Origin of the sequence: Bartonella sp. AU16XJBT (assembly GCF_028618665.1) — a bacterium.
GTDB lineage: Bacteria > Pseudomonadota > Alphaproteobacteria > Rhizobiales > Rhizobiaceae > Bartonella.
On record NZ_JAQITF010000011.1, the window covers coordinates 1 to 24,862 of the forward strand.

Here is a 24,862-nt window from a genome sequence, read left to right on the forward strand (position 1 = left end):
TTATCAGATGAAGGATTGGGATACTGGGATAAAGTGCGTAAAATTGTATTGCGTGTTGACCACCCAGTGGGTGAGGTTGCGCATGATGAAAATGGCAATACCCTCTATTTAACTGATGACAATGGAAAACCTATAAAAGGCAATGATGGAAAAAATATTGTTTTGTATCATTTTTTAAAACCAGAGGAAGAGGAATATTTACAAAAAGGCTCTGATGGCAATGTTTATATGTTCTACAATGGCATTTTTAATTCACCCGATGATGCAGCGGGTAATGCCGTCCAAATGGCTGTTTATAACAATGGTCATCTGTATTTTACATATTTCCCACAATCTAAAGATATGCTGGTAGAGTTAGGGATAGCGTTTTATCAAAAGTTTCTTGAAGGTAAGACTTGGGGATTGAGTAATTCGACGAAGAAATTTCAAGATTTTATCACTCGTTATGGCAATGAGGGGGCTATTGTAAGTATGCATAGCCGTGGTACCTTGACAGGGGGTAATGGATTACGTGACCTTGAAGAGCGTGGTATCCATGGTATAGGAGAAAAAACAGATATTTATCTTTATGGACCAGCTGGTAACTCTCTATCGATAGCGAATGCACACTATTATGTAAGCGATGGTAAAAAAGATCATGTTTACTTACAAAATCATCTATTTGATCCCATTGGCACGGTGGTTGGTCTCAATCCACCTACGGCTTATAAGGTACCCTTGAAGTTCCCCTATGTATTATTTCCACCAGCAACTCCAATGATAGAGCAAGTGGGAGCGATACGCGGCCATAATCCTAGTACCACCCATAAGTGTTATGGTGATGCAAGTGATGCATGTACGAGACGCTATGGAACACCTCATAATGCAATAATTTATGCACCTCATGCAATTTTAGATAATTTAGGTTTAGGTTATTTATGGAGAAAAAAATGAATACACTGTTTAAATTATTAAGTGGGATAGTCCTGTTAGGTGTCACTGGGTGTGACATTGAAAATATTGACAAACCTCCTCGAGGAGAGACAGCTGTGTGGGAAAAACCTGGTGCAGATTCTACTGAGGTAGGAAAAGCTCTTTTAGAATGTGGTCTGCCGCATCTTAATTATCTTGAAGATGAAGTTCAAAAGCTAAGCAACAATGAGAATGCAACGATTGATGCTTGTATGATTCAAGCGGGATTCCGCTATAAAGGGAGTGGTAGCTGGTGTTCTCCTTTTAACGGTAGAGACCTATCCATTTGTCGTCCTGGTGCTATTATTCCGAAGCGAAGTGTTGAAAAGCGCTTAAATAGCCCTTATTGTAAAAAGTATAAAAACGCAGATGAATGCCAACCTTAAGTATTGTTGTTTGTGGAAAGTACAATCCCCACATTCATGTGTTCCCATGCTTGTGCGGGATTGTCTCCTCAACCCACAATCTCAACACTGTATGTGAAGCAGTATAACGTAGGGAATACACTTAGTAATCCTATAACGTTGCGTCATAGGATGGGTTGTGCACTCTCTAGGATTGTGAATTTGAGAAAGCCTTGTCCGTCCTTACGTGACAAGGTTTTTTTTATGCTGCGTCACTTTGACGTTGTTGTTTCGCTTGCTCGATGACATTTAAAAGATCCGATTGTAACCAACGGGATAAAAAGCCAAATTTTAAAGGTTTTGGCAAAGAGCCATTGGTAACATGACGGCGGAATGTTGAGACACTCATATGAAGCAATTTTGCACTTTCACGGTCTGTCAAAAGAATATCATTTTCTGTCATAATAATTTTCTTTCAAAAGTAAAAAAATGAGAACAAATCATAACTATTTATTAACCACATTTTGGTTCATTTTTGAAGGTATTTTATTCATAGAAAACAATATTTTATCATATAATTTCTGATGTGATAAGTTATGACTCTTATTGAGAAAGAATGAGAGAAAAGAGAGCTAAAGTTATCCGCAGATCATGGGGTTATTCACCCCATATCTTAAGATTGACCCGTGATATAAGCCGCCCATTTATCCATATAAACGCGGCGCTGTTCTAGATAATCAGTCCGACGATAGGCACGCTCTACTTTACCGCCGACCGTATGACTTAGAATGGTTTCAGCGACCTCATAGGGGGCGTCTGTTGTTTCAGCAAGCCAATTGCGTAAACTAGAACGAAAACCATGGGGGCAGGCTTCAATTTTATTTTTTCTCATATACGTAGCCATACATTTCTCAGCGAGGGGACCACGACCTCTAGCAGAAAAAAAGAAATCATTACGAGAGAGCAAGCGCGCTTGTTTTAGAATTTCTAATGCTTCTGTTGATAGAGGCACGCGAAATTCTGTTGTAGCATCACGCCTTCCTTTCATATTCTCAGCAGGGATTGTCCATATATCCTCCTCAACTTGATCTTTATGAATATGACGTAAAGGATTGGTACGAACGCCTGTCAGAATAAGCAAACGCAAAGCCAGTTGTGTTATGGTTGATGCTTCACAGAGTGTTTTATAAAAAGCCGGAACCTCTCTCCAATCCATGGCTGGTAAATTTTGCGTTTTATGACGTTGTTTACCTAAGAGCGCGCGTGCTTTTTCTGTTGCTTGTAAATCAACATTCAATCCTAATGCAGCCGCATGTTTAAGACAAAGATTAAGACGTATCAATGCTGTCCGAGCAGCTCCAGTTTTTGTATGCCAAATGGGAGCAAGAACATTCCGTATCTCCGTTTGGGTAATCTCTGAAACGGGTAAACAGCCTAACTTGGGAAGAATATGAAGGCGTAAAGGTGTAAACCAATGTCCATTTTTCCCATCTCCTTTTAATTCAGCTTTACGACTTTCAAAAGCATCTAATGTTTTTTAATAATGAAGATTATATATTGTTTTGCGCTTTTGTTTTTTGTAATTTAAGATACAATATTAAAGTATTAAAGATAGACCATGCTGGTAAATAGATAAAACTCTGATGGTACTTGGAAAAAGTCAATGATTGGTTTTACTAGTAGGCTAGCATTGATTTCCCAATGACAAGCGATGTTCTGTTACGTGCAGAATATCGTTATTTAGATTTCGGTAAAAGAAGTTTATAAAGAATATTACCATTAACAGTTACGCGAAAATTTAATGAAAGTGAATCCGACTTATAAGACACATAATTTTAGTATGATTTAGTTGATAAATTTTCATTGGATGCAAAATTAAATAGTTAAGAAGCTTTATTTTTTTGTGAGTGTGTCATTTTTGCTACAGATCTTTTAAAAAAGATGCTCTATATACATTTCATTTTGGATATTTGGAGAGATTTTATGAACACAAAACGTTTAATAACAGCGTCTATTTTTTCTTTAATTTCAGCGTCTACAGCGCTAGCTGCTGATGTACTGATTCCTCATCAGCCAGCATCAACGACTTCTTCTTCTGCCATTGTTGCGCCTACTTTTTCATGGACCGGTCTTTATTTAGGTGTCCAGGCCGGGGGCTTTTCGAGCAAGGCTGATATGGCTCTTGTTGGTCAAGAAAAGAGTTTCCCATTGGATAAAGAGTTCTCTCCTAAACTTTCAGGTTTTGCAGGTGGTTTTTATGCAGGGTCTAATATTGATCTCGGTGACAGCTTTATTTTTGGTGTCGATACGGATTTAATGTTGTCTGGGAAAAAACACACAAAGACTATCACTATAGGTGCAGCTGATAACATTACAGTAGAAAGTGCAGTGGGAAGATCCCGTAGATCAGCAGGAACACCAACTTCTCCAACCTCACAACCAAGCACACAAAGAACTTCATCAGAAGGTACTGGAACTCCAGCATCAGGTGCGAGAGCTCCAGTAGCAGGTGCAGGAACTCCAGCAGCAGGTGCAGGAACTCCAGCAGTATCAGGTGCAGGAACTCCAGCAGTAAGACCTGCTGCAACACAATCAAATCAATTAGCAACAACTGGCAATTCTAGCAATGTTAATTCTACAATGACAGTGAACAATTCAGGAGTTTCAACACCACCATCCACACCATCATCAAACACGCCATCTAAATTGCCAGAGGCACAATCCGCCTCCTCAAGGACAGAGCCAAGATCAGGGCAATCATCACCGTCATCATTGGCAAGATCAGAAGCAAGCCAACAAGCAGCAAAAACAACTACATCAGGACAATCATCATTAGCAGAAAGAACAGTGCCGAGCGGGAGCCTTGTACTCTCGAGATCAGGATCATCTAATGGATCAGCGACAAAAGCTTCCAATGGAACAAGCGGAGCCCAGCATGGAGGTCATCATAGTGCCCATGGTAGTGGACATTCTAATCCGCATGGTGCGTCTCACGCAGGTGGACATGGCTCTGGAGCTCATGCACATGGTAATCCACATGGTCATGCTTCTCGTCCTCATGGTGTACAGAATGCGGCAGGACATGGAGTACAGAGTACGCAAGCGGCTGATAAGAAGGATTCCAGTGTATATGGTATAGAACAAATGAAAAGGGTGGCTTCTGAACTTGGTCTTGATCAAGAGGATGAGGTTGAAACTTTAAATCATACTTTCAAACAAAATTGGGGTGGTGCTACACGGGTACGTATCGGTTTTGCTGCTGATCGCTTTATGCCTTATCTTGCTGGTGGTATTGCTTATGGGCAGTTCCAAGATACTATATCAATATCTGTTAAGGATGATGAGGGAAGAGTTGTTTCTTCTAAGAACTTAACCGATGAAACAAAAACCATGATTGGTTACACTCTTGGTGGTGGTGTTGATTTCTCTGTGCTGGATAATGTGATTGTGCGTGCAGAATATCGTTATTCCGATTTTGGTAAAAAGAAATTTGCCAAGGAAAAACTTGAAATTAACTACAAAACCAATGATTTCCGTGTTGGTGTAGCTTATAAATTCTAATTTTTTTAAGAGTAAATTTCTAAGAGGCTCCACTATCGGTGGAGCCTTTATTTTTTTAAGATCATTTTTTGGTTTATTTTCTTGTGAATTTCATGATAAAGGCCATAGAGTGTGATGATATATTTTCTTGATCGCTGCTTAATACGAATGATAAGCTCGGCTTTCCTTATAGATAAAAACCAGAGTTGCAGGGTTCAGGGAAGTTATGCAAAAATGAAATCGTAAAAGTGGACAGGAATATTTCACAATGACTGTGAAAAATGAAACAATAGATTATTCAAAAACTCTTTATCTCCCACAGACAAATTTTCCTATGCGTGCAGGGCTTCCGCAAAAAGAGCTTGAGTTGATGGCGCGTTGGGAAAATATAGGGCTTTATGCGCAATTGCGTCAACAAGCAAAAGATCGTCCATTTTATATTCTTCATGATGGTCCACCTTATGCAAATGGCCATATTCATATCGGGCATGCTTTAAACAAAGTTCTAAAAGATGTCGTGGTCCGTTCATTTCAAATGCGTGGTTTTAATGCAAATTATGTTCCTGGTTGGGATTGCCATGGCCTTCCAATTGAATGGAAAATTGAAGAAAAATATCGCGCACAAGGAAAAAATAAGGACGAAGTCCCTCTTAATGAGTTTCGTCAAGAATGTCGTGAATTTGCACAGCATTGGGTAACCGTTCAAAGTGAAGAATTTAAACGTCTTGGTGTTATGGGAGATTTTAAGGCGCCTTACACTACAATGGCTTTTCATGCAGAAGCACGCATTGCGAGCGAATTGATAAAATTTGCTATGTCAGATCAGATTTATCGTGGTTCTAAGCCGGTGATGTGGTCTGTTGTGGAGCGTACAGCTTTGGCAGAGGCAGAGATTGAATATCATGATCATGAGTCAGAGGTGATTTGGGTTAAGTTTCCTATTTTTGAAGCAAATTTTGATGATTTATATGGTGCTTATGTCGTTATTTGGACAACAACACCATGGACAATTCCAGGCAATCGTGCTGTGAGTTATTCTTCGCAGATTTCTTATGGTCTTTACGAAATTGAAAGTGCTGAAAATGATTTTGGTCCTCAAGTGGGAGAAAAGCTTCTCTTTGCAGATGTTCTAGCCATGAGTTGTGCTGAAAAAGCCAAACTTGTTTTGAAACGTTTGCGTGTTATTTCTGCTGACGAATTGAAAGCTCTTGTTTTGTCTCATCCACTCAAAGGTTTGGCTGGAGGATATAATTATAAAATTGCGCTGCTTGAGGGCGCTCATGTGACAGAGAATGCGGGGACAGGTTTTGTCCATACAGCTCCAAGCCATGGGCGTGAGGACTTTGAAATTTGGAATGATTATAAGTCCTTACTGGAGCAAGCAGGGATTGATTCATCGATACCGTTTCCTGTTGATGATGCAGGGTTTTATACGAAAGATGTTCCGGGTTTAGGACCAGATCGTGAAGGGGGACCTGCACGTGTTATTGATGATAATGGAAAAATGGGTGATGCCAATAAAGAGGTTATTAATGCTTTAATTAAAGCAGATCGATTGTTTGCACGCGGTCGTTTAAAGCATTCCTATCCTCATAGTTGGCGTTCGAAAAAACCGGTTATTTTTCGTAATACACCGCAATGGTTTATCTCAATGGATAAAGATCTTGGGGATGGTTCAACTTTACGTAGTCGGGCTTTGGAAGCTGTTTCAAAAACGCGTTTTGTGCCATCTTCTGGACAAAACCGTCTTGCTTCTATGATAGAAGATCGTCCTGATTGGGTTCTTTCTCGTCAACGTTCTTGGGGTGTTCCTATTTGTATTTTTGCCAATGAGGATGGTGTTGTTCTAAAAGACGAAGGCGTGAACGAGCGTATTTTACGGGCTTTTGAAGCAGAAGGGGCAGATGCGTGGTTTGCTGAAGGAGCACGTGAACGTTTTTTAGGTGAGCGTGCACATGAGCCTTGGACGCAGGTTTATGATATTCTGGATGTTTGGTTTGATTCTGGAGCAAGCCATAGCTTTGTGTTAGAAGATCGGGCTGATTTGCAATGGCCTGCTGATGTTTATTTTGAAGGTTCAGATCAACATCGTGGATGGTTCCAATCTTCTCTTTTGGAAAGCTGTGGTACGCGTGCTTGTTCTCCCTATAAGACAGTGATCACACACGGTTTTACTTTGGATGAGAACGGTAAGAAAATGTCTAAGTCTTTAGGCAATACGGTTGTTCCACAGGAGATCATTAAAACATCTGGTGCTGATATTTTTCGTCTCTGGGTCATGACAACAGATTATTGGGAAGATCAGCGTTTAGGAAAAAAAATCCTTCAAACAAATGTGGATTCATATCGTAAACTGCGCAATGCAATTCGTTGGATGCTTGGAACTTTAGCGTATGATGAAGGAGAAGAAATATCTTATGGCGCACTGCCAGATCTTGAAAAATTTATATTACATCGGCTTTTTGAACTGGATCAGTTGGTTAATCGAGCTTACGATGAATTTGATTTTAAAAAGATTATGCGTGCATTATTAGATTTTTCAATCATTGAGTTATCAGCATTTTATTTTGATATCCGTAAGGATTCTCTTTATTGCGATGCACCTTCGTCACAAAAACGTAAAGCTTCTTTGCAAGTTGTTCGTGAGATTTTTGAACGAATGGTGATATGGCTTGCTCCAATGTTGCCTTTTACGATGGAAGAAGCTTGGTTAGAGCGTTATCCAGAAAGCCAATCGGTGCATTTGGAACAATTTCGCTCTGTACCAGAAGAATGGCAAAACCAATCTTTGGCTGAACGTTGGAAAAAAATTCGGCAGGTCCGTAAAGTTGTGACAGGTGCTTTAGAGCTTGAACGCGCTGATAAGCGTATTGGATCTTCGTTAGAAGCAGCTCCTATTGTTTTTATTTCCAATCCAGTTTTACGAGAGGCATTAGAAAATGTGGATATGGCGGAGATCTGTATCACCAGTGCTCTCACAATTACGCAGGATACAATACCTTCCGATGCTTTTACTTTGAATGATGTAGAAGGCGTTGGTGTATATCCAGAGAAGGCTTTGGGGAAAAAGTGTGCGCGCTCATGGCGTTATACACAAGATGTTGGGAGTGATCCGACTTATCCAGATGTCTCTGCTCGTGATGCAGCTGCTTTGCGAGAATTAAAAATTCTTGGCAAGATTTAAAATTTTAGATCAAGGGAAAGCAACGCAAATAGTTTTCCCATATTGATAAATATAGTTTTTTGTGGTATGAAGTAAATTCCGTTGTTTTATCTGCAGGGGGGAAATTTGTGTATGAACCGTTCTCTCATGAATAGCGGGAATATTAGTCAGCCGTATACTGAGGAAATGGAATAAGCAGTGAGAAAACGTGAAGTAAAAATATTTCCAACAGGGATTTTAAGTATATGCTTTGTTTTAACGGGATGCAGTTTATCTGCTCCTACCTATGGGACAAATAAACCGGTTTCGATCCAGTTTTTTGAAGATGTTGCTAATATTGCTTCATTAACACCAGTGAATAATAGCAGTCAGATTGTTATGAAACCTCGCCCAGAACTTGTGATACCAAGTCCTAGCTCACGCGGATTTTTACCGCTGCCACAACAAGATAAATCTGTCAATAAAATAGCAGCATCGAAACAGCATCAAGGAAATGTTTCTTTTCCTCACAAAGGGTCTTCAGTTAATGGGGGTGGTTCAGAAAATCCTTCACAGTTGAATGCGAAACAACGGCAAGAATATTTACGTCGTCAGAGGGCACAAGTTGGAAGTTCAAAATACCGTCGCTATCTCACAGAACCGCCTTTAAGTTATCGCCAGCCGGCAAAGACAGCTCCTATTGGTCGCTAGAGAAAAGGGAGCAGATTAAAGTATTGAGGTATTCTTCCTATTGCTTATAATACCAAGTTCTCGTTCACGCAGAGCTTTACTTTTTCAGCAAGGAGATCTTTATTTCCATGAAATAGCGATATAGCAATAGCATCGAGAGAGTGATTCTGCGTTTTTCTCAAAAGAAATATCTCTCAAGGTTTTTGACTCCATTTCACATCCTCGCTCGTGTGGATGGTATAACGTAAAATCCATTGTGCACCACCATTTTATGCTTATGAAAGAGCAGGCTTGTATCATCATTGTATTTGCCAGCCTCTAATTTTGTGATAGCCTTTGCGCTTGCAAGAGTCTTCATAAGGGACATTTTTAGTCTTTTCTAAATAGTTTTTTATACAGACGGTAATTCATCTTGTGATGTACAAGAAAGAGTTTTTTATTGGTTTACTATAAACAGATTTGAAATGAGAGTATTCTATGATATTTTTGGACTTTATATTTTATATACAAAATAATGCATCATCTCATAGAAGCAATATGCAGTGTTAAAAAAGGTTTAGAGGGAAAATGCTTCAAAATAGTTTTCGCGATATCAAAAGGATTAAGAGTCTTTTTTAAAAAATAGGATAGTTTCTAAAGAGTGAAAGTTATGGATGAAGAATTGTTTTTAGGATCGCTTTTGAATAAAGAAATCTTTAAGTAATTGAGCCGCTTCTTTTTCTTTAAAACCAGAATAAATTTCAGGTTTGTGATGACAGGTTGGCTGCTGATAAAAGCGTGGGCCATTTTCTATGGCTCCCCCTTTGGGATCATTCGTTGCATAATACAGACGTCGTATGCGTGCAAATGAAATGGCAGCAGCACACATAGCACAGGGTTCAAGTGTTACGTAAAGATCGCAATCAGGAAGCCTTTCGCTTTGCAATGCTTCACAAGCCATACGGATTGCGCGCATTTCTGCGTGTCCTGTAGGGTCATATGCAGATTTTATAAAGTTACCAGCGCGTGCAATAATAGCTTTTCCGCGTGTAATGACAGCGCCTACGGGAACCTCATCTTTTTTTGCAGCCCATTGTGCTTCCAAAAGGGCTATTTCCATGGGTGTCAAAGTCATCATGTTCTTTCTACGAGGGTATAGAGAATCTAAAGATTTTTCGATAAGGAATACTATGGAATGAGTAATTTATTATTTTTTTATAATGAAAGGGATACCTTTATTTTTTTAGGTGTTTAAAACAAACTTGCAAGTCAATGGATACGTTATTGCTGTTAAAGGATAGAAAATGATAAATGATTGTGCTACTTCCTCTTTCAGGATAAGCGGTATGGTGCATGTGAATAATTTTCTGAACATACTGGCAAAGATTGGTTTGAAACGCAAATGAATGAAAATAATGAGAGTGAACGGATTGCTAAAAGGTTAGCGCGTGCTGGCGTTGCCTCACGTCGAGAGGCAGAAATGATGATTGTTGCAGGTCGTGTTTCTGTGAATGGTACAGTTGTGACAACGCCTGCTTTTAATGTTAGCCGCTCTGATGTTATTAAAGTTGATGGCAAACCTTTATCTCCGATAGAACGAACGCGCTTATGGTTGTACCATAAACCAGCAGGGCTTGTCACGACGAACCGTGATCCTGAAGGCAGACCTACAGTATTTAGTCATTTACCAAAGGGAATGCCGCGCGTTGTTTCTGTTGGAAGGCTTGACATTAACACGGAAGGGCTTTTGCTCTTAACCAATGATGGTGGCTTAGCGCGCGTATTAGAACTTCCTGTAACGGGGTGGGTTCGCAAATATCGCGTTCGTGCCCATGGAAGAGTAAAGCAGAGCGCGCTGGATAACCTTAAAAATGGTATTGCGATTAATGGTATTTTCTATGGTTCGATTGAAGCCTCAATTGAACGTGAACAAGGGGCTAATATATGGCTTTCTATCGCTTTGCGAGAAGGAAAAAATCGTGAAATAAAGAATGTTTTAGGGGCATTGGGATTATCGGTTAATCGTTTAATACGTGTATCTTATGGCCCATTTCATCTCTCTGATTTAAAAGAAGGAGCCGTACAAGAATTAAAAGGTCGGATGTTACGAGATCAGTTGGGAGAGCGTTTGATTATGCAGGCCAATGCAGATTTTGATGCTCCTATTCTGAAACCCTTTTCAAATTCTCCAGTTGTTGCGGAAAAGCAAAGCCAGAAGGATGTTTCTGTTGCAAATGATGGTTGGGTTTTCTCAAGCGAAAGAGTGATACGGCGCAGATCAAATGATGGTTCTGTTGAGCATGATCGCGCACGATTAAGAGCAAAGTCTCATGAGAATATGAATAAGGGGAAAAGTGAAGAAGGAAAAGCAGAGCGTTTTCTACCACGTTCTCGCCGCGCGAATGTTTGGATGGCTCCTGGTGCCCGTCCGCAGAGTGCACGTAGGAAACCATCCTATAGTGATGAGAAATCGCATGATCATAAGAGCGATTTGGCTGATAAAAAATCCTTTCATCGGGGCAAGGAAAAACTAAAAGATCATCACTTGCAGAAAGAGAAGAGGGGAAGTTTTGTTCAAAAACGTGGCAAAACATCTTATGATGAGACGCATAGCTTTGGTAAGAAAGATCGCTTTTTAAAGGATAAAGAGAAAATGATAAAAGGTGGTCCTGATGAGCGTTCTTTTGAGAGAAAGGACAAAGTAAAATCGTTTAGTGGTGCTATGAAAAAATCTAAACTACATCGTGATGGTACAAAAACTTCGAAGCGATTTGGAGGGGCCCGTGCGGATCATCGGCGGTAAATTTGCTGGGCGTGTTTTATTTTCACCTATTGATCAGTCGATTCGCCCAACGAGTGATCGTACACGTGAAAGCCTTTTTAATATTCTTTCTAGCCGTGAAGAACAGTTTTGGGCCAATAAACGCATCCTTGATCTGTTTGCTGGTACTGGTGCTTTAGGCATCGAAGCTCTTTCACGTGGCGCAAAGGCGGCTGTTTTTGTTGAAAACTCGGTTGAGGGGCGTGGATTGCTTCAAAAAAATATCGAAGCCTTTGAATTACAGTCTATTGGGCGAATTTTGCGTCGTGATGCAACCAAACTTGGCAATATTGGAACAATGCTTCCATTTGATGTTATCTGTGCTGATCCTCCCTATAGCCGTTGTTTAGGTGAACGTGCTTTTGTAGAAGCTTTGCGAGGGGGGTGGGCAAAAGCGGATACACTCTTCGTGTTGGAAGAAAAGAAAGATACAATCATTCATTTACCTGACGTGTTTTATCTCGATGATGAGCGTTTTTATGGTGAGACAGCAATACGTCTTTATAAATTACGATCGTTGACATTTTGAGAGAGTTTTTTTATCCGGTTGGACGAAAAAAACGCTTCTTTACCGTTTCTTTTGTTTTATATTGGTTTCTTTAAAGATTAAGCAGAAAATCAATAAAAGATTCTAAAGTTAAAGAAATTGATGTGTTTTAATTTCATTACGCTTTTTTGTCTCAATCTCTTTATTTTTTGAAGCTTTTTATAGCTCCAAAAGCGAACCTTTTACGATATATGCTCTTCATAATAGAGAGATGTCCTCTAATCTTCTGTTCACCCCAAAATTACTTTGAGAAATAGTATTGTACGCTAAGTTAGCAGCATGTGTTGCTGCTAACTTTGTAAGTTATGTGCTGATTTATTGATCCCAGCGGTATTAAAAGCGAAACACATTGCCAAAGCTTTCGTATATTATAAACTTTAATACCGATGAATGTTTCTTCTATATTTCACGACAACAGTTATGATACCTTTTTGTCTCATTTCTTTCGGTGGAACATTAATCATCAACATTTTATCAACAGTTGAACGCTTTAAGCTATGTAGTCTACATTTATATCTTAAATGGTGCGTAAATTATTGTATGAACTTAAAAAAACAGATATTTTTATTTAAGGTAGACAATAATATTCATTTATACGCAACATTTGTGTGTTTATTTTATTAATATCGCTTGTTGATTTAATCACTATCTATTAAGGACACTTAAGAATATTAAATAGCTTATCGTTTTTCAGTTTTAAGAGTCATTGGTATATTACTCTTTGTTACTAAAGATAAGTGATTTTGTAAAAAAGGGGAGATTATCATGTTTAAATGGACACATAGTGAAGAAATTAGCACAGAAGCAAGTGCAGAGCAGATTTGGTCTATGTGGGAAGACGTAGCAACATGGCCTTGCTGGGATCATGAACTTGAATGGGTAGAACTTTCTGGTGCTTTCAAAGAAGGCGCTGTAGGACGCATGAAACCTAAAAAAGGACCAACGGTAACTTTTACACTTGATAAAGTTATAAAAAATGCTTGTTTTTCTGATTATGCTAAACTCCCTCTTACACGCATGAGTTTTAATCATGAATATATTTGTTCAAAAAAATCTGATTCTTCAAATAACAAAATTCGTCATACTGTAACGATGTCTGGTTTACTTTCTCCTTTCTTTGGAATAATTATTGGATCAAAAATTAAGTTACATCTTCGTGCTGCGATGATTGAAATGAGCAGACGTGCTCTTACTGAAAATAAAACCATCTGATGTGTCTTCATAAAGAAGTTGATCTTTTAAAAAAGCTGCAGAAATTATAGCCTTGTTAGAATGAAATCAGTTATGAATATATCACAAATCAATGAGCTTTTGAGTTAGCTGTTGAAATCGTGTCAAATCAGCTTACGGGATTAATTTTGCTCTAAGGGTTTTATAAAAGTCATTGGATTTTATTTTATCACACAAAAGCTTAAAAGATGATTTTTTCACTGAAAATAAGAAAATTGCAGAAGCTTATCGCTGCTCTTGTGAAGTTGTAGACCAATATGGTCATGATATTTGTTAGTTTCTAATGTTGCGATAGCTTTTATATTTAAGAGCATTCATAAGAGACATTTTATTTCTTCTTAAATAGTTGTAATTGACTCAACATGGATAGGTTTCTAATGGAGAGAATTTTATGATATTAGGCATCTTTGATGCAAATGGCAAAACAATAAATGATGATTATAAATCAAAGTGTTGATTGAAAAATTACAAGGGTAATTTTTTTGATCACTTTTCTAGAGAATATAGCTCTAAAAAACTCTAGAAGATAAAATAAGCATACACTTCATTCCCATAAAAATGAATCTTGTATCTATATATTTGGTTCAAATGTTTAAAAAATTGAATTTTTAAGATGTATAGAGATGTTCGGCTTCTACAAGTGTTTTTGTATCTGTTAAAACAATTATTGAGTGATAAGGTTTCCAGAACTAATTAAGTGAATGTGTTTATTACAAACTGAATTGAGAAATAGATAGAATGAAAGGAAATATTTTTTACGCTATTGATGTTTTGTTTCATTGACAAGATTACTGTTCTCTTATGAGAGAGCTTATAGAAGTAAAGAAATATCCAAAAAGATAAGTCGTTTTCTTGATTCTTTCTTGAGAATTAAAGAATGCTATAGGAATGAGGGAAGTTATTTGACACTCTAGAGGACAACAGGCGTGTGGTTTAGATGGTTTTATGCTTTTTGAATTTTTGATGATTTTAACTTAAATCCAAATGTTATTGCTAAGTCTTCTATTGATTTACGAGGTTTTTTGTTGATCTGATTGTGAGTTGCAGATTTGGCTTTTAAAATGAAGGGTCCATGAGAAATCTTGAAACTAAAGAGATTTTACGACATATTACGTCTTTTCATAAAAGGGAAATGATTTAATGCATTAAAAGAAAAAGAATGCATGAGACATGCGTAATTTTATGAATGAACAAACAAGAATTATATTCTAATTTGTATGAATTTATCAGAGTGCGTATCAATGTAAATAATAAAATATTTTAGGGAGTTATAATGACTGACAAAAATCAGATTGAGAAAGCTGTTTCATTAGTTGAAGCGGCAAGGCGTTCTGGGGCGGATGCTGCTGATGCTGTTATTGTTTATGCACATTCCACCAGTGTATCTGTTCGTTTTGGGAAAGTCGAATCGACAGAAGCAGCCGAAAGCAATGATTTTACTTTAAGGGTTTTTGTTGGAAAAAAAGTAGCAAGTGTTTCTGCTAATTTAGCGTCTTATCCGCAAGAACTCGCAGAACGTGCTGTTGCAATGGCTAAAGCTTCTCCCGATAGTTTATTTGAAGGTTTGGCAGATAAAGAGTGTTTGGTTAAACATCCTAAAGATCTTGATCTTTTTGATGATTTTGTCCCAAGCAGTCATTTTTTAACAGAAGATGCTTTAAAAACAGAAGCGGCAGCTCTTGATGTTAAAGGCGTAAGCAATTCTGGTGGCGCTGCAACAGCTTATGGCCGTAGTGGGTTTATTCTTGTGACCAGCGATGGTTTTTGTGGAGCCTATCGCTCCAGTTGTTTTTCACGTTCTTGCAGTGCTCTTGCGGGGGAAGGGACACAGATGGAGCGGGATTATGATTATACAACAGCCTTACATTTTTCTGATTTAGAGGACGCAGAAACTGTGGGAAAGAATGCAGGGCTTGGTGCTGTTCGACGTTTGGGGGCAGTTCGTGCAGCAACAGGAGGTGTTGATGTTATTTTTAATCCGCGTACTGCTCGGGGAATTGCAGGGCATATCGCATCTATGGTCAATGGAGCTTCTGTGGCCCGTAAAACGAGTCTTTTACAGGACTTCTTAGGTAAGGCAGTGATGAAGCCTGATGTTAATGTAACCGATCAACCTTTGCGATTACGTGGCAATGCTTCTCATCCTTTTGATGGAGAAGGAATAGAGGGGCAAACACTTAATATTATTGAAAATGGTATTTTAAAAAATTGGCTTCTTTCATCATCTACAGCACGTGAATTGGGGCTTAAAACAAATGGGCGCGGTGTGCGTTCGGGATCATTGGTGCAGCCGACAAGTACAAATTTTGCTATTGAACCGGGTTTAGTATCCCCTTGCGATATGATAAAAGATTTACGAAGTGGATTTTATGTGACAGAATTATTCGGCCATGGTATTGATTTTATTACCGGTCAGTATAGTCGGGGTGCTTCTGGTTTTTGGATTGAAAATGGTGAAATTGCTTATCCGGTGAGTGAAGTAACGCTAGGTTCTGATTTGCTTCATATGTTAGCGCATTTAACACCGGCCAATGATATTGATCGGCGTTATGGTACAGCGGCTCCAACATTGTTAATTGAAGGGATGACACTTGCAGGAAAATAACACGCATCATTCTTCTGATTTAAATCTTTTGCGTGACGTTTGTCGAGAGGCAGGGGATTTAGCAATGCGGTATTTTGGATGCTCGTTGGATGTTTGGATTAAAGAAGGTGATTCACCGGTCAGTGAGGCAGATTTTGCTGTTGATCATTTTTTGAAAGAGAAGCTTCTTGGAGCACGTCCAAATTATGGATGGATTTCAGAAGAAACAAAAGATAATCGAGAACAACAAGGTTATGAACGCTACTTTGTGGTTGATCCTATTGATGGAACACGAGGTTTTCTTTCTGGCAGTCCTTATTGGTGTATTTCGGTTGCCATTATTGAGAATGGGCGTCCTATTGTGGGCGTTCTACAATGTCCAGCTCAAGGAGATGTTTATGCCGCTGTCACGGGGGGAGGGGCAACATTAAATGGGATAAAACTTCCTCGTTTAGCCTTTCAGGTTCATCGAAAGTATAAAATTTCGCTTGATAAATCCCTCGCACAAAAATTACCAGATGATTTTCGCAATAAAGTCAGTTTTTACCATTATCTTCCCTCTCTTGCTTATCGTATTGTCCTTGTTGCTCAAGATGAGATCGATATCGTATTAGTTCGTCCCAATTGTCATGAATGGGATATTGCTGCGGCTGATCTTATCTTGCAGGAATGTGGAGGGTGTTTTTTATCGCTTGATGCCCCTTTACTATCTTACGGAATTGAACCTTATCAATATGGCCTTTTAATTGCAGGTAAAAATAATTGCTGTGAGGATATGATAGATGTTGTTCGTCAAGCAAAGTTAGTTTAATCACATAAAAGCGCGCTAGAATTATCTGAATGATATGGAGGCACATATGACTAAAGCCAACGAGAAAAAACAATATTTGTATCTTGTATTTGGTGGTGAATTAAAAAATCTTAAGAGTAATCAGTTTAAGAATCCTGATGATTTAGATGTAGTTGGTATTTTCTCAAATTATCAATCCGCTCAAGAAGCATGGCAGGCAAAAGCGCAAAGCAGTGTAGATAATGCATTACAACGTTATTACATCGTAGATTTGCATCAGTTTCTTGATTCTGAAACAGGCGATGCAGAGTAAAGCTTGAATATTTGGTTATTATATCCGCTACCTCACGCTTGTTTATTGTGCTCTCTCATAAGCGTGTCCTTTAAGAAAAACAGAACGCTGTAAAACAAAATGCTATTATTGTTGTAAATTCTATATCCTTTCTTAAGAAAATATTTCTCAAGACGTCAAATCATTCATTTCAGAATGGTGTTCGTCGCAAGGTATAAAATCCGCCATTGTATCACCATCTTTACGCTTAGAATATTAATAATTACATTATTGTATACTTTGCAAACTCAAAATATTAGGATAAACTTTAGCACTTGAGATAGGGCATAAAAGGCATAGTTACCCCTTTTTTCAGTATTTTTTTACTCTACCCCCCCTCCAGCTGTCGTGTAGTGCGTAAGCAAAAAGTTTTGATTACTTTAACATAAGTTGGCTTTAAATGGAAGAACTTTACGATATTCAGGGGCAAGTTATGCAATGATAAATCATTATACATCAATATATTGCTTTGTTATGCGAATGTAGTGTGATTAAGTTTCTGGATTTGATGTCAGAGTACGTAAAAGAGTTCAAAAAAGAGGCAGTACATTTTAAAGCGCCTTTGGTAAAATAACTAGCATTGACTGATGGCAAGGTGGTTTTGCACAAGTTTTTATTGTGCAAGCAATGAGGTATATCCTTTTATTTATAAGATAAATTTATATGACCATTGCAAAGACACAAAGGTGATTATCATTCATTGATTATTGCTTTTTTGCAATAAGTAGTATCGTATGAGAATTTTCTTTGTTCTCAAATTGAGGAAGTTGTTGCTCTATTTTTCTTGGTTTTTCAAAGATAAATATATAATTTACAAAACAGGGTAAGCGTGATTGGAATAGAACAATATACAGCATATCATGTTTATAAAAAAATCTGAGTATTATTAACGTTTGAAATGCCTTTAAATCTGAGAAAAATATGGCTATGAATGTGGATATTTCATATGGAATAGTAGAGAAAGCTGGAACAGAGGCATTGTATAGTCAATGATCTGTCTATTCTATTGTATTTTGTGTATATGCTATTCTTATAGGGAAAAATGTTTTTTATCCAAGATACGGATGGTATGAAAAAAATATGGATGCAACCAATAGTGTTGATGAATTTTTAAACAAAATAAGCCTATAGATATCTCAAAACAGCTGGATGAGGTGATTTTAAATGGCAGAATTAAAGGCACGTACGGCTCTTTTAACCTATCGGATGATTGGCTTTTGCTTATGTCCTGTTATCCCTTTTTATTTGTTTTTTCGTGCTATCCGTGGAAAAGAAGAGTGGTGTCGCAAAAAAGAGCGTTTAGGTAAAAGCTCTCTTCTACGTCCCCAAGGTTCGTTAGTTTGGTTGCATGCAGCAAGTGTTGGAGAAACACTTGCGCTTGTTCCACTTATTAATCATATTTTATCATTAAAAATCAATGTGTTATTGACAACAGGGACCGTAACATCTTCCTCTCTTGTGAAAAAACATTTTGGTAATCGGTTGATTCATCAATATGCTCCTTTGGACTTAGATTTTGCAGTGCGCCGTTTTATTCGTCATTGGAAGCCTGATCTCGTTTTGATTTGTGAATCGGAAATTTGGCCTCTGCGTATTAAAGAACTTGCCAAAATGCGTATTCCGCAGATTTTGGTTAATGCCCATATGTCTGAACGTTCTTTTAAAGCTTGGCAAAAACGGCGCATTCTTGCCAAACATATTTTTAAGGATATTGATTTGGCGATTAGTCAGAATGAAAGAGATGCCATTTATTACCATACACTTGGCGTAAAATCTGTTACGTTTTCTGGTAATCTCAAGGCTGATGTTTTTTTGGTTGAAGATAAAACATTGCTGGCACGTTATCGTAATGCTATCGGCAATCGCCCAGTTTGGGCTGCTATTTCAACGCATGAAGGGGAAGAGGAGATTGCTTTTGAGGTTCATAAGATTGTTAAAAATTATTTACCAGATTTATTGACAATTATTGTGCCTCGCCATCCTGAGCGTTTAGAAGATCTTATCAAAAAATGTGACAATCAGAGTTTACGTTTTATTCGGAGAAGCAGAAATACTCTTCCAGATATGAATACCGACATTTTATGGGGAGATACGATTGGAGAAATGGGACTTTTTCTTCACTTATCGAAAGTTTCTTTCGTTGGTAAGTCGTTATGTGGAAAGGGTGGACATAATCCATTGGAATTGGCTTTGCTTGGCTCCGCTATTTTAACGGGGCCTCATGTTTCAAATTTTCAAGAGATATTTGAACAATTTTTAACGCGTGATGCAGCATGTATGGTTCAAGATACAAAACAGCTTGCGATTCAGGTGTATAAGCTTTTAACAAATGAAACATTGCGACAAGAAATGGTTGATAAGGCTCATGGGGTAGCAACAGGTATGGCCGGTGCACTTGAGCGCACATTAAAGATTTTAGATCCATTTTTACAACCCCTTGTCATACAAACTGGGTTACGTCAGCGTCAGGGTGGATATGCATATTAATGCCCCCCATTTTTGGTGGAAAAATAAAAGCTTTTTGCATTTTTTATTAGCTCCAGTTTCATGGGGATATGGTTATTTTTCACGTCGTATTATGACAAGACAACCTCCCGTGATTGATCTTCCGGTTTTATGTATTGGAAATTTTACATGTGGTGGTACAGGTAAAACGCCGGTTGTTATTGCTTTTGCCAAAGTGGCTAAAGAACTTGGTTTCGTCCCTGGTGTTGTATCACGGGGTTATGGTGGAGCAGTTAAAGGAGTGCATCTTGTAAATGAGAAATATGACACTGCACGCGATGTTGGAGATGAGGCCCTTCTACTGGCACGGCATGCTTTTGTCGCTGTATCGGCTAATCGTTATGCAGCGGCACAACGGCTGAAAAAAGAGGGATGTAATCTTATTCTAATGGATGATGGTTTTCAAAGCCGCCGCCTTTATATGGATTATGCATTACTTGTTGTTGATGCGATGCGTGGTTTTGGTAATGGAGCTGTTTTTCCATCAGGACCTTTACGTGTACCATTAAAAACGCAATTTTCTTTTATGGATAGCGTTTTATTGATTGGTCACTCAGATGCGCGTGATAATGTTGCTGTTCTTGTTGCACGTGCTGGAAAGCCTTTGCATCGTGCTCATCTTAAGGCAAGTGCCTCTGATGAGGTTGCAGGAAAAGCATTTTTGGCATTTGCAGGTATTGGAAATCCAGATAAATTTTTTCAATCCATTAAAGAATTGTCTGGTCATGTGGTGCAAACTTATACCTATCCAGATCACTATTTTTTCACTGATAAAAATTTAACAAGCCTTGTACAAAAGGCTCAAAAACACAATTTATGGCTTGCGACAACTGCTAAAGATTATATTCGTATACAGACAATTCATATGCAAAAAGATTTGAAAAATCTTATTGTTTTTGATGTGGATGTCGATTTTGTTCAAAAAGATTTCTGTCGTATGCTCCTTGAGGAGGTCATAACCCGCTTTAGAAAACGTTCCAGTGAATTTTCTTGCCTGAAAGGCAAAGGTTAAATTTATAGCTTTTAACCTTCTTCTTTTGTTTTTAACAATTGCTTGAGATATGGATTGCATTCAAGTTCACGGTGATAAGAAATTTCACAACTGGCATATGCTTCCTGGCGGTGATGATTCCAATATTTTAGATCATCTATAGGGATTTTTTGTCCGCTAACGGCACAAATAGTATAGGTTCCATATTCTACAATGTCATATCCATTATTAGAATAATGAACTTTTGCTTCGCATTCACCATTGGAAAACATTTTAGTTCCTTTTTACTTGAGATTATTATTCAAAAAATGCCATAAGTATATTATAAGGTCGAGAGTTAATTTAAAAATATTTTTCTTATCAAAATGGTTAAGCTTTTATTTTCTGCCAAAAAGCCGTTCTATATCTGCTAATTTGAGTTCAATATAAGTAGGGCGTCCATGATTACATGTACTTGTATTGGGCGTTGCCTCCATTTGTCGCAACAGTGTGTTCATTTCTTCGGGGCACAAAAGGCGCCCTGACCGTATTGAGCCATGACAAGCCATCGTTGCTGCGACATAATCAAGCATTGCTTTTAAATTGTTTGTTGTATCATACTCAGCCGCCTCATCTGCGAGATCTTTAATAAGGGCTTGTACGTTGATCTCTCCTAACATGGAAGGTGTCTCGCGTACAAGAATTGCACCAGGACCAAATGGTTCTATTCCTAATCCAAATTTTTGCAAAGCATCTTTGTGCGTTAAAAGGCATGTTGCATCCTCTTCAGAGAGTTCTACAATTTCAGGAATAAGTAATAATTGTGAAGGAAGTGGTTTGGCATAAAGTGCATTTTTGAGTGCTTCATAAACCAATCGTTCGTGCGCAGCATGCTGATCGACAATGATCAAACTATCTTGAGTTTGGGCAATAATATAGTTTTTATGGATTTGTGCTCTGGCTGCACCTAAAGGATAAGATAACTCCTCTGATGAGGGTATAGTGCTTGGAATGTAGGTAGCACCACTTGGTGTATTTAAGCCCTCCATAATAGGAGTGGCATCTTCTTTTAAACCAAAAGAGCTGGTACTATCCAACGGTTTGTGAACCATTGAAGCGGCGGAAAAATGATGAGGATGTGGGCTGTAAGAAGAGGATTGGTGAGCATTTTTAAAATTGCCCAAAGGTTGTTGTGTTAATGGTTTTTGTGTTTGAAAAGCTGCGAGCATTGCTTCAGAACGGGTTGAAGTAGGGCGAATACCAGATTGCTGCAATGCTTCACGAATTGCTCCAACGATTAAACCACGAATTAATCCTGGATCACGGAATCGTACATCAGCTTTGGCTGGATGAACATTAACATCGACATCAGCAGGTGGGAGATCAATAAAAAGAATAGCGACAGGATAACGATCTCGTGTCATGACATCAGCATAAGCGCCTCGAATTGCACTCCATAGAAATTTATCACGCACAGGACGCCCATTAACATAAGCAAATTGATGAAGGCTGTTATTTCGGTTGAAAGATGGCAAACAAGCAAACCCCGTTAAGCGCACAGATTCGCGTTCAGCATTCAGTGCGATGCTGTTAGGCGCAAATTCTTTTCCCATAATTTGGGTAATACGTTGTAATTGTCCTTGAGTATTATTTTCTGTCGCAGACAGTTCCATAGGTGTTCTATCTAGTCCTGAAAGAGAAAAGCGGATATGTGGAAATGCGATAGCAATTCGCTTAATCATGTCACTAATAGCATTTGTTTCAGCCCGATCAGTTTTCATAAATTTTAATCGTGCGGGTGTGACAAAGAAAAGGTCACGAACTTCAACAATTGTTCCCAGATTTGCAGCAGCTGGTTTGGGGCCTACAATTTTTCCTGCAGTAACAGAAATTTCAGCAGCATTCTCGGCCTCTTTTGTTCGTGAAATGAGTTTGAGTTTAGCAACAGAACCAATAGAGGGGAGGGCTTCTCCTCTAAACCCAAGGAAGCAGATATTGTGCACATCATCGGTAATTTTTGAGGTACAATGGCGAGAAACGGCTAAAGTTAACTGATCAGCCGGAATCCCACAACCATTATCACTTACCTTTATAAAATTTTTTCCACCATTTGCTGTAATAATTTCAATGCGCGTTGCACCAGCATCAATAGAATTTTCAACAAGTTCTTTGACAACATTTGCTGGCCGTTCAATCACTTCACCAGCGGCGATTTGATTAATAATATTTTCGCTAAGATGTCGTATAATCATCATAAATTCTAACAAGATTCTTAAGGAGTTTATAGAAAATTATGATAACATCATTTGTGCAACATTCAAGAATGAGAAGGTACGAGAGGTAATATTTCTAAACGCTTCTTATTTTTTTTGAGAGTGATTATACTAAATGTTTTTCATTATTCGAAGTATTAACAAATGACTTGGAGAAAATAGAAAAAATAATTTTTATCATCCTAAAATAGCTTGCACCAATTTATCATCTAGGTCAAAAAAGAAACAGTGTAAAAAGGGAAGGCAACATATATGGCGCGTATAAGCGGTATTTTAGCAGATAGTGATATACAAGCTTTGATTGATAATAATTTTCTGAAAGCTCAGAGCACGTTTGATAAATCTCAAATACAACCAGCAAGCCTTGATCTTCGTTTAGGGGAGAAAGCTTATCGTATACGTGCTTCCTTTATGCCGGGTCTTGATGCAAAAGTTTTGGATAAGCTTGAACGATTAAAGTTGCATGAGTTTGATTTACGAGATGGAGCTGTTTTGGAAACGGGGTGTGTTTATATCGTTCCGCTTTTAGAAAATTTGGCCTTACCAGAATTTTTATCTGCTATTGCCAATCCAAAAAGCTCGACGGGACGATTAGATATTTTTACACGGGTCATTACGGATAATGCTCAAGAGTTTGATAAAATTTGTGCTGGTTATCATGGTCCGCTTTATTTGGAAGTTAGTCCACGAACATTTCCAATTTTGGTGCGTACTGGCTCGCATTTATCACAGCTTCGATTTAGAAAAGGGCAAAGTTATTTAAATGAAATTGAGCTGCTTGCTTTGCAAAGGCAAGAAACACTGATATCGGATGATCTTCCTAATATTAGCGCTGGTGGTATTGGGCTTTCCATTAATTTAAAAGGAAACGAAAACGGGCTTGTAGGTTATCGTGCTAAACATCATACAAGTGTTATTGATATTGATAAACGTGCTACTGCCCATGTTTTAGATTTTTGGGAACCTCTTTTTGATCGTGGTCAAAGGGAGCTGGTTCTTGATCCTGATGAGTTTTATATTTTAGTTTCACGAGAGTCTGTTCATGTGCCTCCGCTTTATGCTGCAGAAATGACTCCTTTTGATCCCTTAGTGGGTGAGTTTAGGGTGCATTATGCAGGCTTTTTTGATCCAGGATTTGGGCATATGGAAGCGAATGGTAAAGGGGCAAGAGCGGTTTTAGAAGTGCGGAGCCATGAAGTTCCTTTTATCTTAGAGCATGGTCAAATTATTGGCCGTTTGGTCTATGAGCATATGCTTAATCGACCATCAACCCTTTATGGACATGATGTTGGATCACATTATCAAGCACAGGGTTTAAAGTTATCCAAACATTTTAAATGATTTGAAAACGACGAATTTTGATAAAATGTATGCAGGAAATGCATTTTAAGTAAGAAATTTGTTCTTCACAAAATCGGCACCATGCATTCTATTTTTAGTTTTAAAAGTTATGACTGCCCTTGCATTTTAGAGGATATGAGAGGAATTTTTACTTCTTTTTTAAGAGTTTTTATCCATGCAAGTTCCGTTTATGATGAGAAGAAGAATAGTTTCAATTGTTTCATCGTGAAAAGATCTAAAATGAAAGAGCTTTACTGTATTCAATTCTTATTCAATATGTCATGCATATGTATTATGATAATAAATCAATAAGTTAATAGAATTCGATATAACAAGCTGCTATTAATTTCATTTTTTTAGAGCTTAAATATCTAGTATATTTTATTTTGTATAAAACTTATCATTAAGAGCCAATAATTAATTTTTTCACTACAGTTCAGTAATATTTTTAATGAATAGTTTTTTAATTTTAGGAACTTATTTATAGCCTTAAGCTATAATATTGCTAGAGAATTATTGAAGGTGAAGGTCTTTTATTCGTATAAATATTAAAAGTTTTTTATATTCTATGTGAATGAGATAATGTTAAAATTTTATGAAAAAGTAACTGATCTGAGTTTTGAATATTAATATGAGAAGATTTCTAGATGTATGCGACAGCTTTATTTCCCGTATTAATTAAAGGCTTTTTTCATTTTTTGGGGAAATTATGGTTTATACTTAATGAGTATAGACTTTCTATTCTTATAAAAGATAATGTAAATAATCTTTGGAGGGAGAGACGACTTTAAATTACAACGAACCAACTGGCGAAGTAATGACTT

At 37.9% G+C, this 24,862-nt stretch carries 17 protein-coding genes and 3 pseudogenes; 15 read left to right on the forward strand and 5 right to left on the reverse strand.

Translation table 11 applies throughout. The annotated features are described in order from the left end of the window. Both PVV66_RS06890 and PVV66_RS06895 read left to right on the forward strand, forming a co-directional pair. Positions 1–933: pseudogene (locus tag PVV66_RS06890) on the forward strand (filamentous hemagglutinin); the annotation flags it as partial. Beyond that, positions 930–1,337: a hypothetical protein gene (locus tag PVV66_RS06895; protein ID WP_273719059.1), complete on the forward strand. Its 408-nt coding sequence runs from the start codon at positions 930–932 to the stop codon at positions 1,335–1,337. The pseudogene PVV66_RS06890 and the gene PVV66_RS06895, both read left to right, overlap by 4 nt. 220 nt (positions 1,338–1,557) lie before the next feature. Here the strand turns inward: PVV66_RS06895 and PVV66_RS06900 are convergent, their stop codons facing one another. Both PVV66_RS06900 and PVV66_RS06905 read right to left on the reverse strand, forming a co-directional pair. Continuing rightward, a complete protein-coding gene (locus PVV66_RS06900; protein ID WP_007347209.1) occupies positions 1,558–1,758 on the reverse strand; it encodes an AlpA family transcriptional regulator in 201 nt (66 codons plus the stop codon). A 210-nt stretch (positions 1,759–1,968) separates the two neighbouring features. Then, positions 1,969–2,871: pseudogene (locus PVV66_RS06905) on the reverse strand (tyrosine-type recombinase/integrase); the annotation flags it as partial. An 81-nt stretch (positions 2,872–2,952) separates the two neighbouring features. Between PVV66_RS06905 and PVV66_RS09735 the strand changes: the two are divergent. The 4 genes and pseudogenes from PVV66_RS09735 to PVV66_RS06920 all read left to right on the forward strand — a co-directional run. Then, positions 2,953–3,053 (forward strand): annotated as a pseudogene (locus PVV66_RS09735) (hemin-binding protein); the annotation flags it as partial. 225 nt (positions 3,054–3,278) lie between these two features. Next, complete coding sequence (locus PVV66_RS06910; RefSeq protein WP_273719060.1) at positions 3,279–4,856, forward strand: outer membrane beta-barrel protein; 1,578 nt, start codon at positions 3,279–3,281, stop codon at positions 4,854–4,856. A gap of 247 nt (positions 4,857–5,103) precedes the next feature. Beyond that, entirely contained in the window at positions 5,104–8,019 is a 2,916-nt protein-coding gene (gene ileS / locus PVV66_RS06915) for an isoleucine--tRNA ligase (RefSeq protein WP_273719061.1), read from the forward strand. 177 nt (positions 8,020–8,196) lie between these two features. Next, positions 8,197–8,688, forward strand: a complete 492-nt coding sequence (locus PVV66_RS06920) for a hypothetical protein (protein WP_273719062.1) — start codon at positions 8,197–8,199, stop codon at positions 8,686–8,688. Positions 8,689–9,334: 646 nt separating this feature from the next. Here PVV66_RS06920 and PVV66_RS06925 read toward each other — a convergent pair. After that, positions 9,335–9,781, reverse strand: a complete 447-nt coding sequence (locus PVV66_RS06925) for a nucleoside deaminase (protein ID WP_273719108.1) — start codon at positions 9,779–9,781, stop codon at positions 9,335–9,337. Positions 9,782–10,048: 267 nt separating this feature from the next. Between PVV66_RS06925 and PVV66_RS06930 the strand changes: the two genes are divergently transcribed. The 8 genes from PVV66_RS06930 to lpxK all read left to right on the forward strand — a co-directional run bounded on the left by PVV66_RS06930 (position 10,049) and on the right by lpxK (position 20,466). Then, entirely contained in the window at positions 10,049–11,449 is a 1,401-nt protein-coding gene (locus tag PVV66_RS06930; RefSeq protein WP_273719063.1) for a pseudouridine synthase, read from the forward strand. Further along, a complete protein-coding gene (gene rsmD, locus PVV66_RS06935; protein WP_273719064.1) occupies positions 11,430–11,996 on the forward strand; it encodes a 16S rRNA (guanine(966)-N(2))-methyltransferase RsmD in 567 nt (188 codons plus the stop codon). The genes PVV66_RS06930 and rsmD overlap by 20 nt, the downstream gene beginning before the upstream one ends. Before the next feature lie 783 nt (positions 11,997–12,779). Further along, positions 12,780–13,226 (forward strand): hypothetical protein, encoded by a 447-nt coding sequence (locus PVV66_RS06940; RefSeq protein WP_273719065.1) that lies wholly within the window; start codon positions 12,780–12,782, stop codon positions 13,224–13,226. A gap of 1,291 nt (positions 13,227–14,517) precedes the next feature. After that, positions 14,518–15,849, forward strand: coding sequence for a TldD/PmbA family protein (locus PVV66_RS06945; protein WP_273719066.1), 1,332 nt, complete (start codon positions 14,518–14,520; stop codon positions 15,847–15,849). Beyond that, positions 15,836–16,639, forward strand: coding sequence for a 3'(2'),5'-bisphosphate nucleotidase CysQ (locus tag PVV66_RS06950; RefSeq protein WP_273719067.1), 804 nt, complete (start codon positions 15,836–15,838; stop codon positions 16,637–16,639). The genes PVV66_RS06945 and PVV66_RS06950 overlap by 14 nt, the downstream gene beginning before the upstream one ends. 46 nt (positions 16,640–16,685) lie before the next feature. Continuing rightward, entirely contained in the window at positions 16,686–16,931 is a 246-nt protein-coding gene (locus PVV66_RS06955) for a DUF4170 domain-containing protein (RefSeq protein ID WP_273719068.1), read from the forward strand. Positions 16,932–18,113: 1,182 nt separating this feature from the next. After that, a complete protein-coding gene (gene waaA, locus PVV66_RS06960) occupies positions 18,114–19,436 on the forward strand; it encodes a lipid IV(A) 3-deoxy-D-manno-octulosonic acid transferase (RefSeq protein ID WP_273719069.1) in 1,323 nt (440 codons plus the stop codon). Next, complete coding sequence (lpxK, locus tag PVV66_RS06965; RefSeq protein WP_273719070.1) at positions 19,426–20,466, forward strand: tetraacyldisaccharide 4'-kinase; 1,041 nt, start codon at positions 19,426–19,428, stop codon at positions 20,464–20,466. The genes waaA and lpxK overlap by 11 nt, the downstream gene beginning before the upstream one ends. Positions 20,467–20,477: 11 nt before the next feature. Here lpxK and PVV66_RS06970 read toward each other — a convergent pair whose 3' ends face one another. Then, positions 20,478–20,717 (reverse strand): DUF2093 domain-containing protein, encoded by a 240-nt coding sequence (locus PVV66_RS06970; protein WP_273719071.1) that lies wholly within the window; start codon positions 20,715–20,717, stop codon positions 20,478–20,480. Positions 20,718–20,822: 105 nt separating this feature from the next. Beyond that, on the reverse strand, positions 20,823–22,676 hold the full coding sequence (mutL, locus tag PVV66_RS06975) for a DNA mismatch repair endonuclease MutL (protein ID WP_273719072.1): 1,854 nt from the start codon (positions 22,674–22,676) through the stop codon (positions 20,823–20,825). Positions 22,677–22,949: 273 nt separating this feature from the next. Between mutL and PVV66_RS06980 the strand changes: the two genes are divergently transcribed. Beyond that, the gene (locus tag PVV66_RS06980) at positions 22,950–24,038 is read left to right on the forward strand and encodes a 2'-deoxycytidine 5'-triphosphate deaminase (RefSeq protein ID WP_273719073.1); all 1,089 of its coding nucleotides are present in this window, start codon (positions 22,950–22,952) and stop codon (positions 24,036–24,038) included. Positions 24,039–24,862: the final 824 nt, after the last annotated feature.

Excerpts from the sequence above, each read along its gene's own strand:
- PVV66_RS06895 (WP_273719059.1), top strand. The coding sequence starts at position 930 with ATGAATACACTGTTTAAATTATTAAGTGGGATAGTCCTGTTAGGTGTC.
- PVV66_RS06900 (WP_007347209.1), bottom strand. The coding sequence starts at position 1,758 with ATGACAGAAAATGATATTCTTTTGACAGACCGTGAAAGTGCAAAATTG.
- PVV66_RS06910 (WP_273719060.1), top strand. The coding sequence starts at position 3,279 with ATGAACACAAAACGTTTAATAACAGCGTCTATTTTTTCTTTAATTTCA.
- ileS (WP_273719061.1), top strand. The coding sequence starts at position 5,104 with ATGACTGTGAAAAATGAAACAATAGATTATTCAAAAACTCTTTATCTC.
- PVV66_RS06925 (WP_273719108.1), bottom strand. The coding sequence starts at position 9,781 with ATGACTTTGACACCCATGGAAATAGCCCTTTTGGAAGCACAATGGGCT.
- PVV66_RS06930 (WP_273719063.1), top strand. The coding sequence starts at position 10,049 with ATGAATGAAAATAATGAGAGTGAACGGATTGCTAAAAGGTTAGCGCGT.
- PVV66_RS06940 (WP_273719065.1), top strand. The coding sequence starts at position 12,780 with ATGTTTAAATGGACACATAGTGAAGAAATTAGCACAGAAGCAAGTGCA.
- PVV66_RS06945 (WP_273719066.1), top strand. The coding sequence starts at position 14,518 with ATGACTGACAAAAATCAGATTGAGAAAGCTGTTTCATTAGTTGAAGCG.
- PVV66_RS06955 (WP_273719068.1), top strand. The coding sequence starts at position 16,686 with ATGACTAAAGCCAACGAGAAAAAACAATATTTGTATCTTGTATTTGGT.
- waaA (WP_273719069.1), top strand. The coding sequence starts at position 18,114 with ATGGCAGAATTAAAGGCACGTACGGCTCTTTTAACCTATCGGATGATT.
- lpxK (WP_273719070.1), top strand. The coding sequence starts at position 19,426 with ATGCATATTAATGCCCCCCATTTTTGGTGGAAAAATAAAAGCTTTTTG.
- PVV66_RS06970 (WP_273719071.1), bottom strand. The coding sequence starts at position 20,717 with ATGTTTTCCAATGGTGAATGCGAAGCAAAAGTTCATTATTCTAATAAT.
- mutL (WP_273719072.1), bottom strand. The coding sequence starts at position 22,676 with ATGATTATACGACATCTTAGCGAAAATATTATTAATCAAATCGCCGCT.
- PVV66_RS06980 (WP_273719073.1), top strand. The coding sequence starts at position 22,950 with ATGGCGCGTATAAGCGGTATTTTAGCAGATAGTGATATACAAGCTTTG.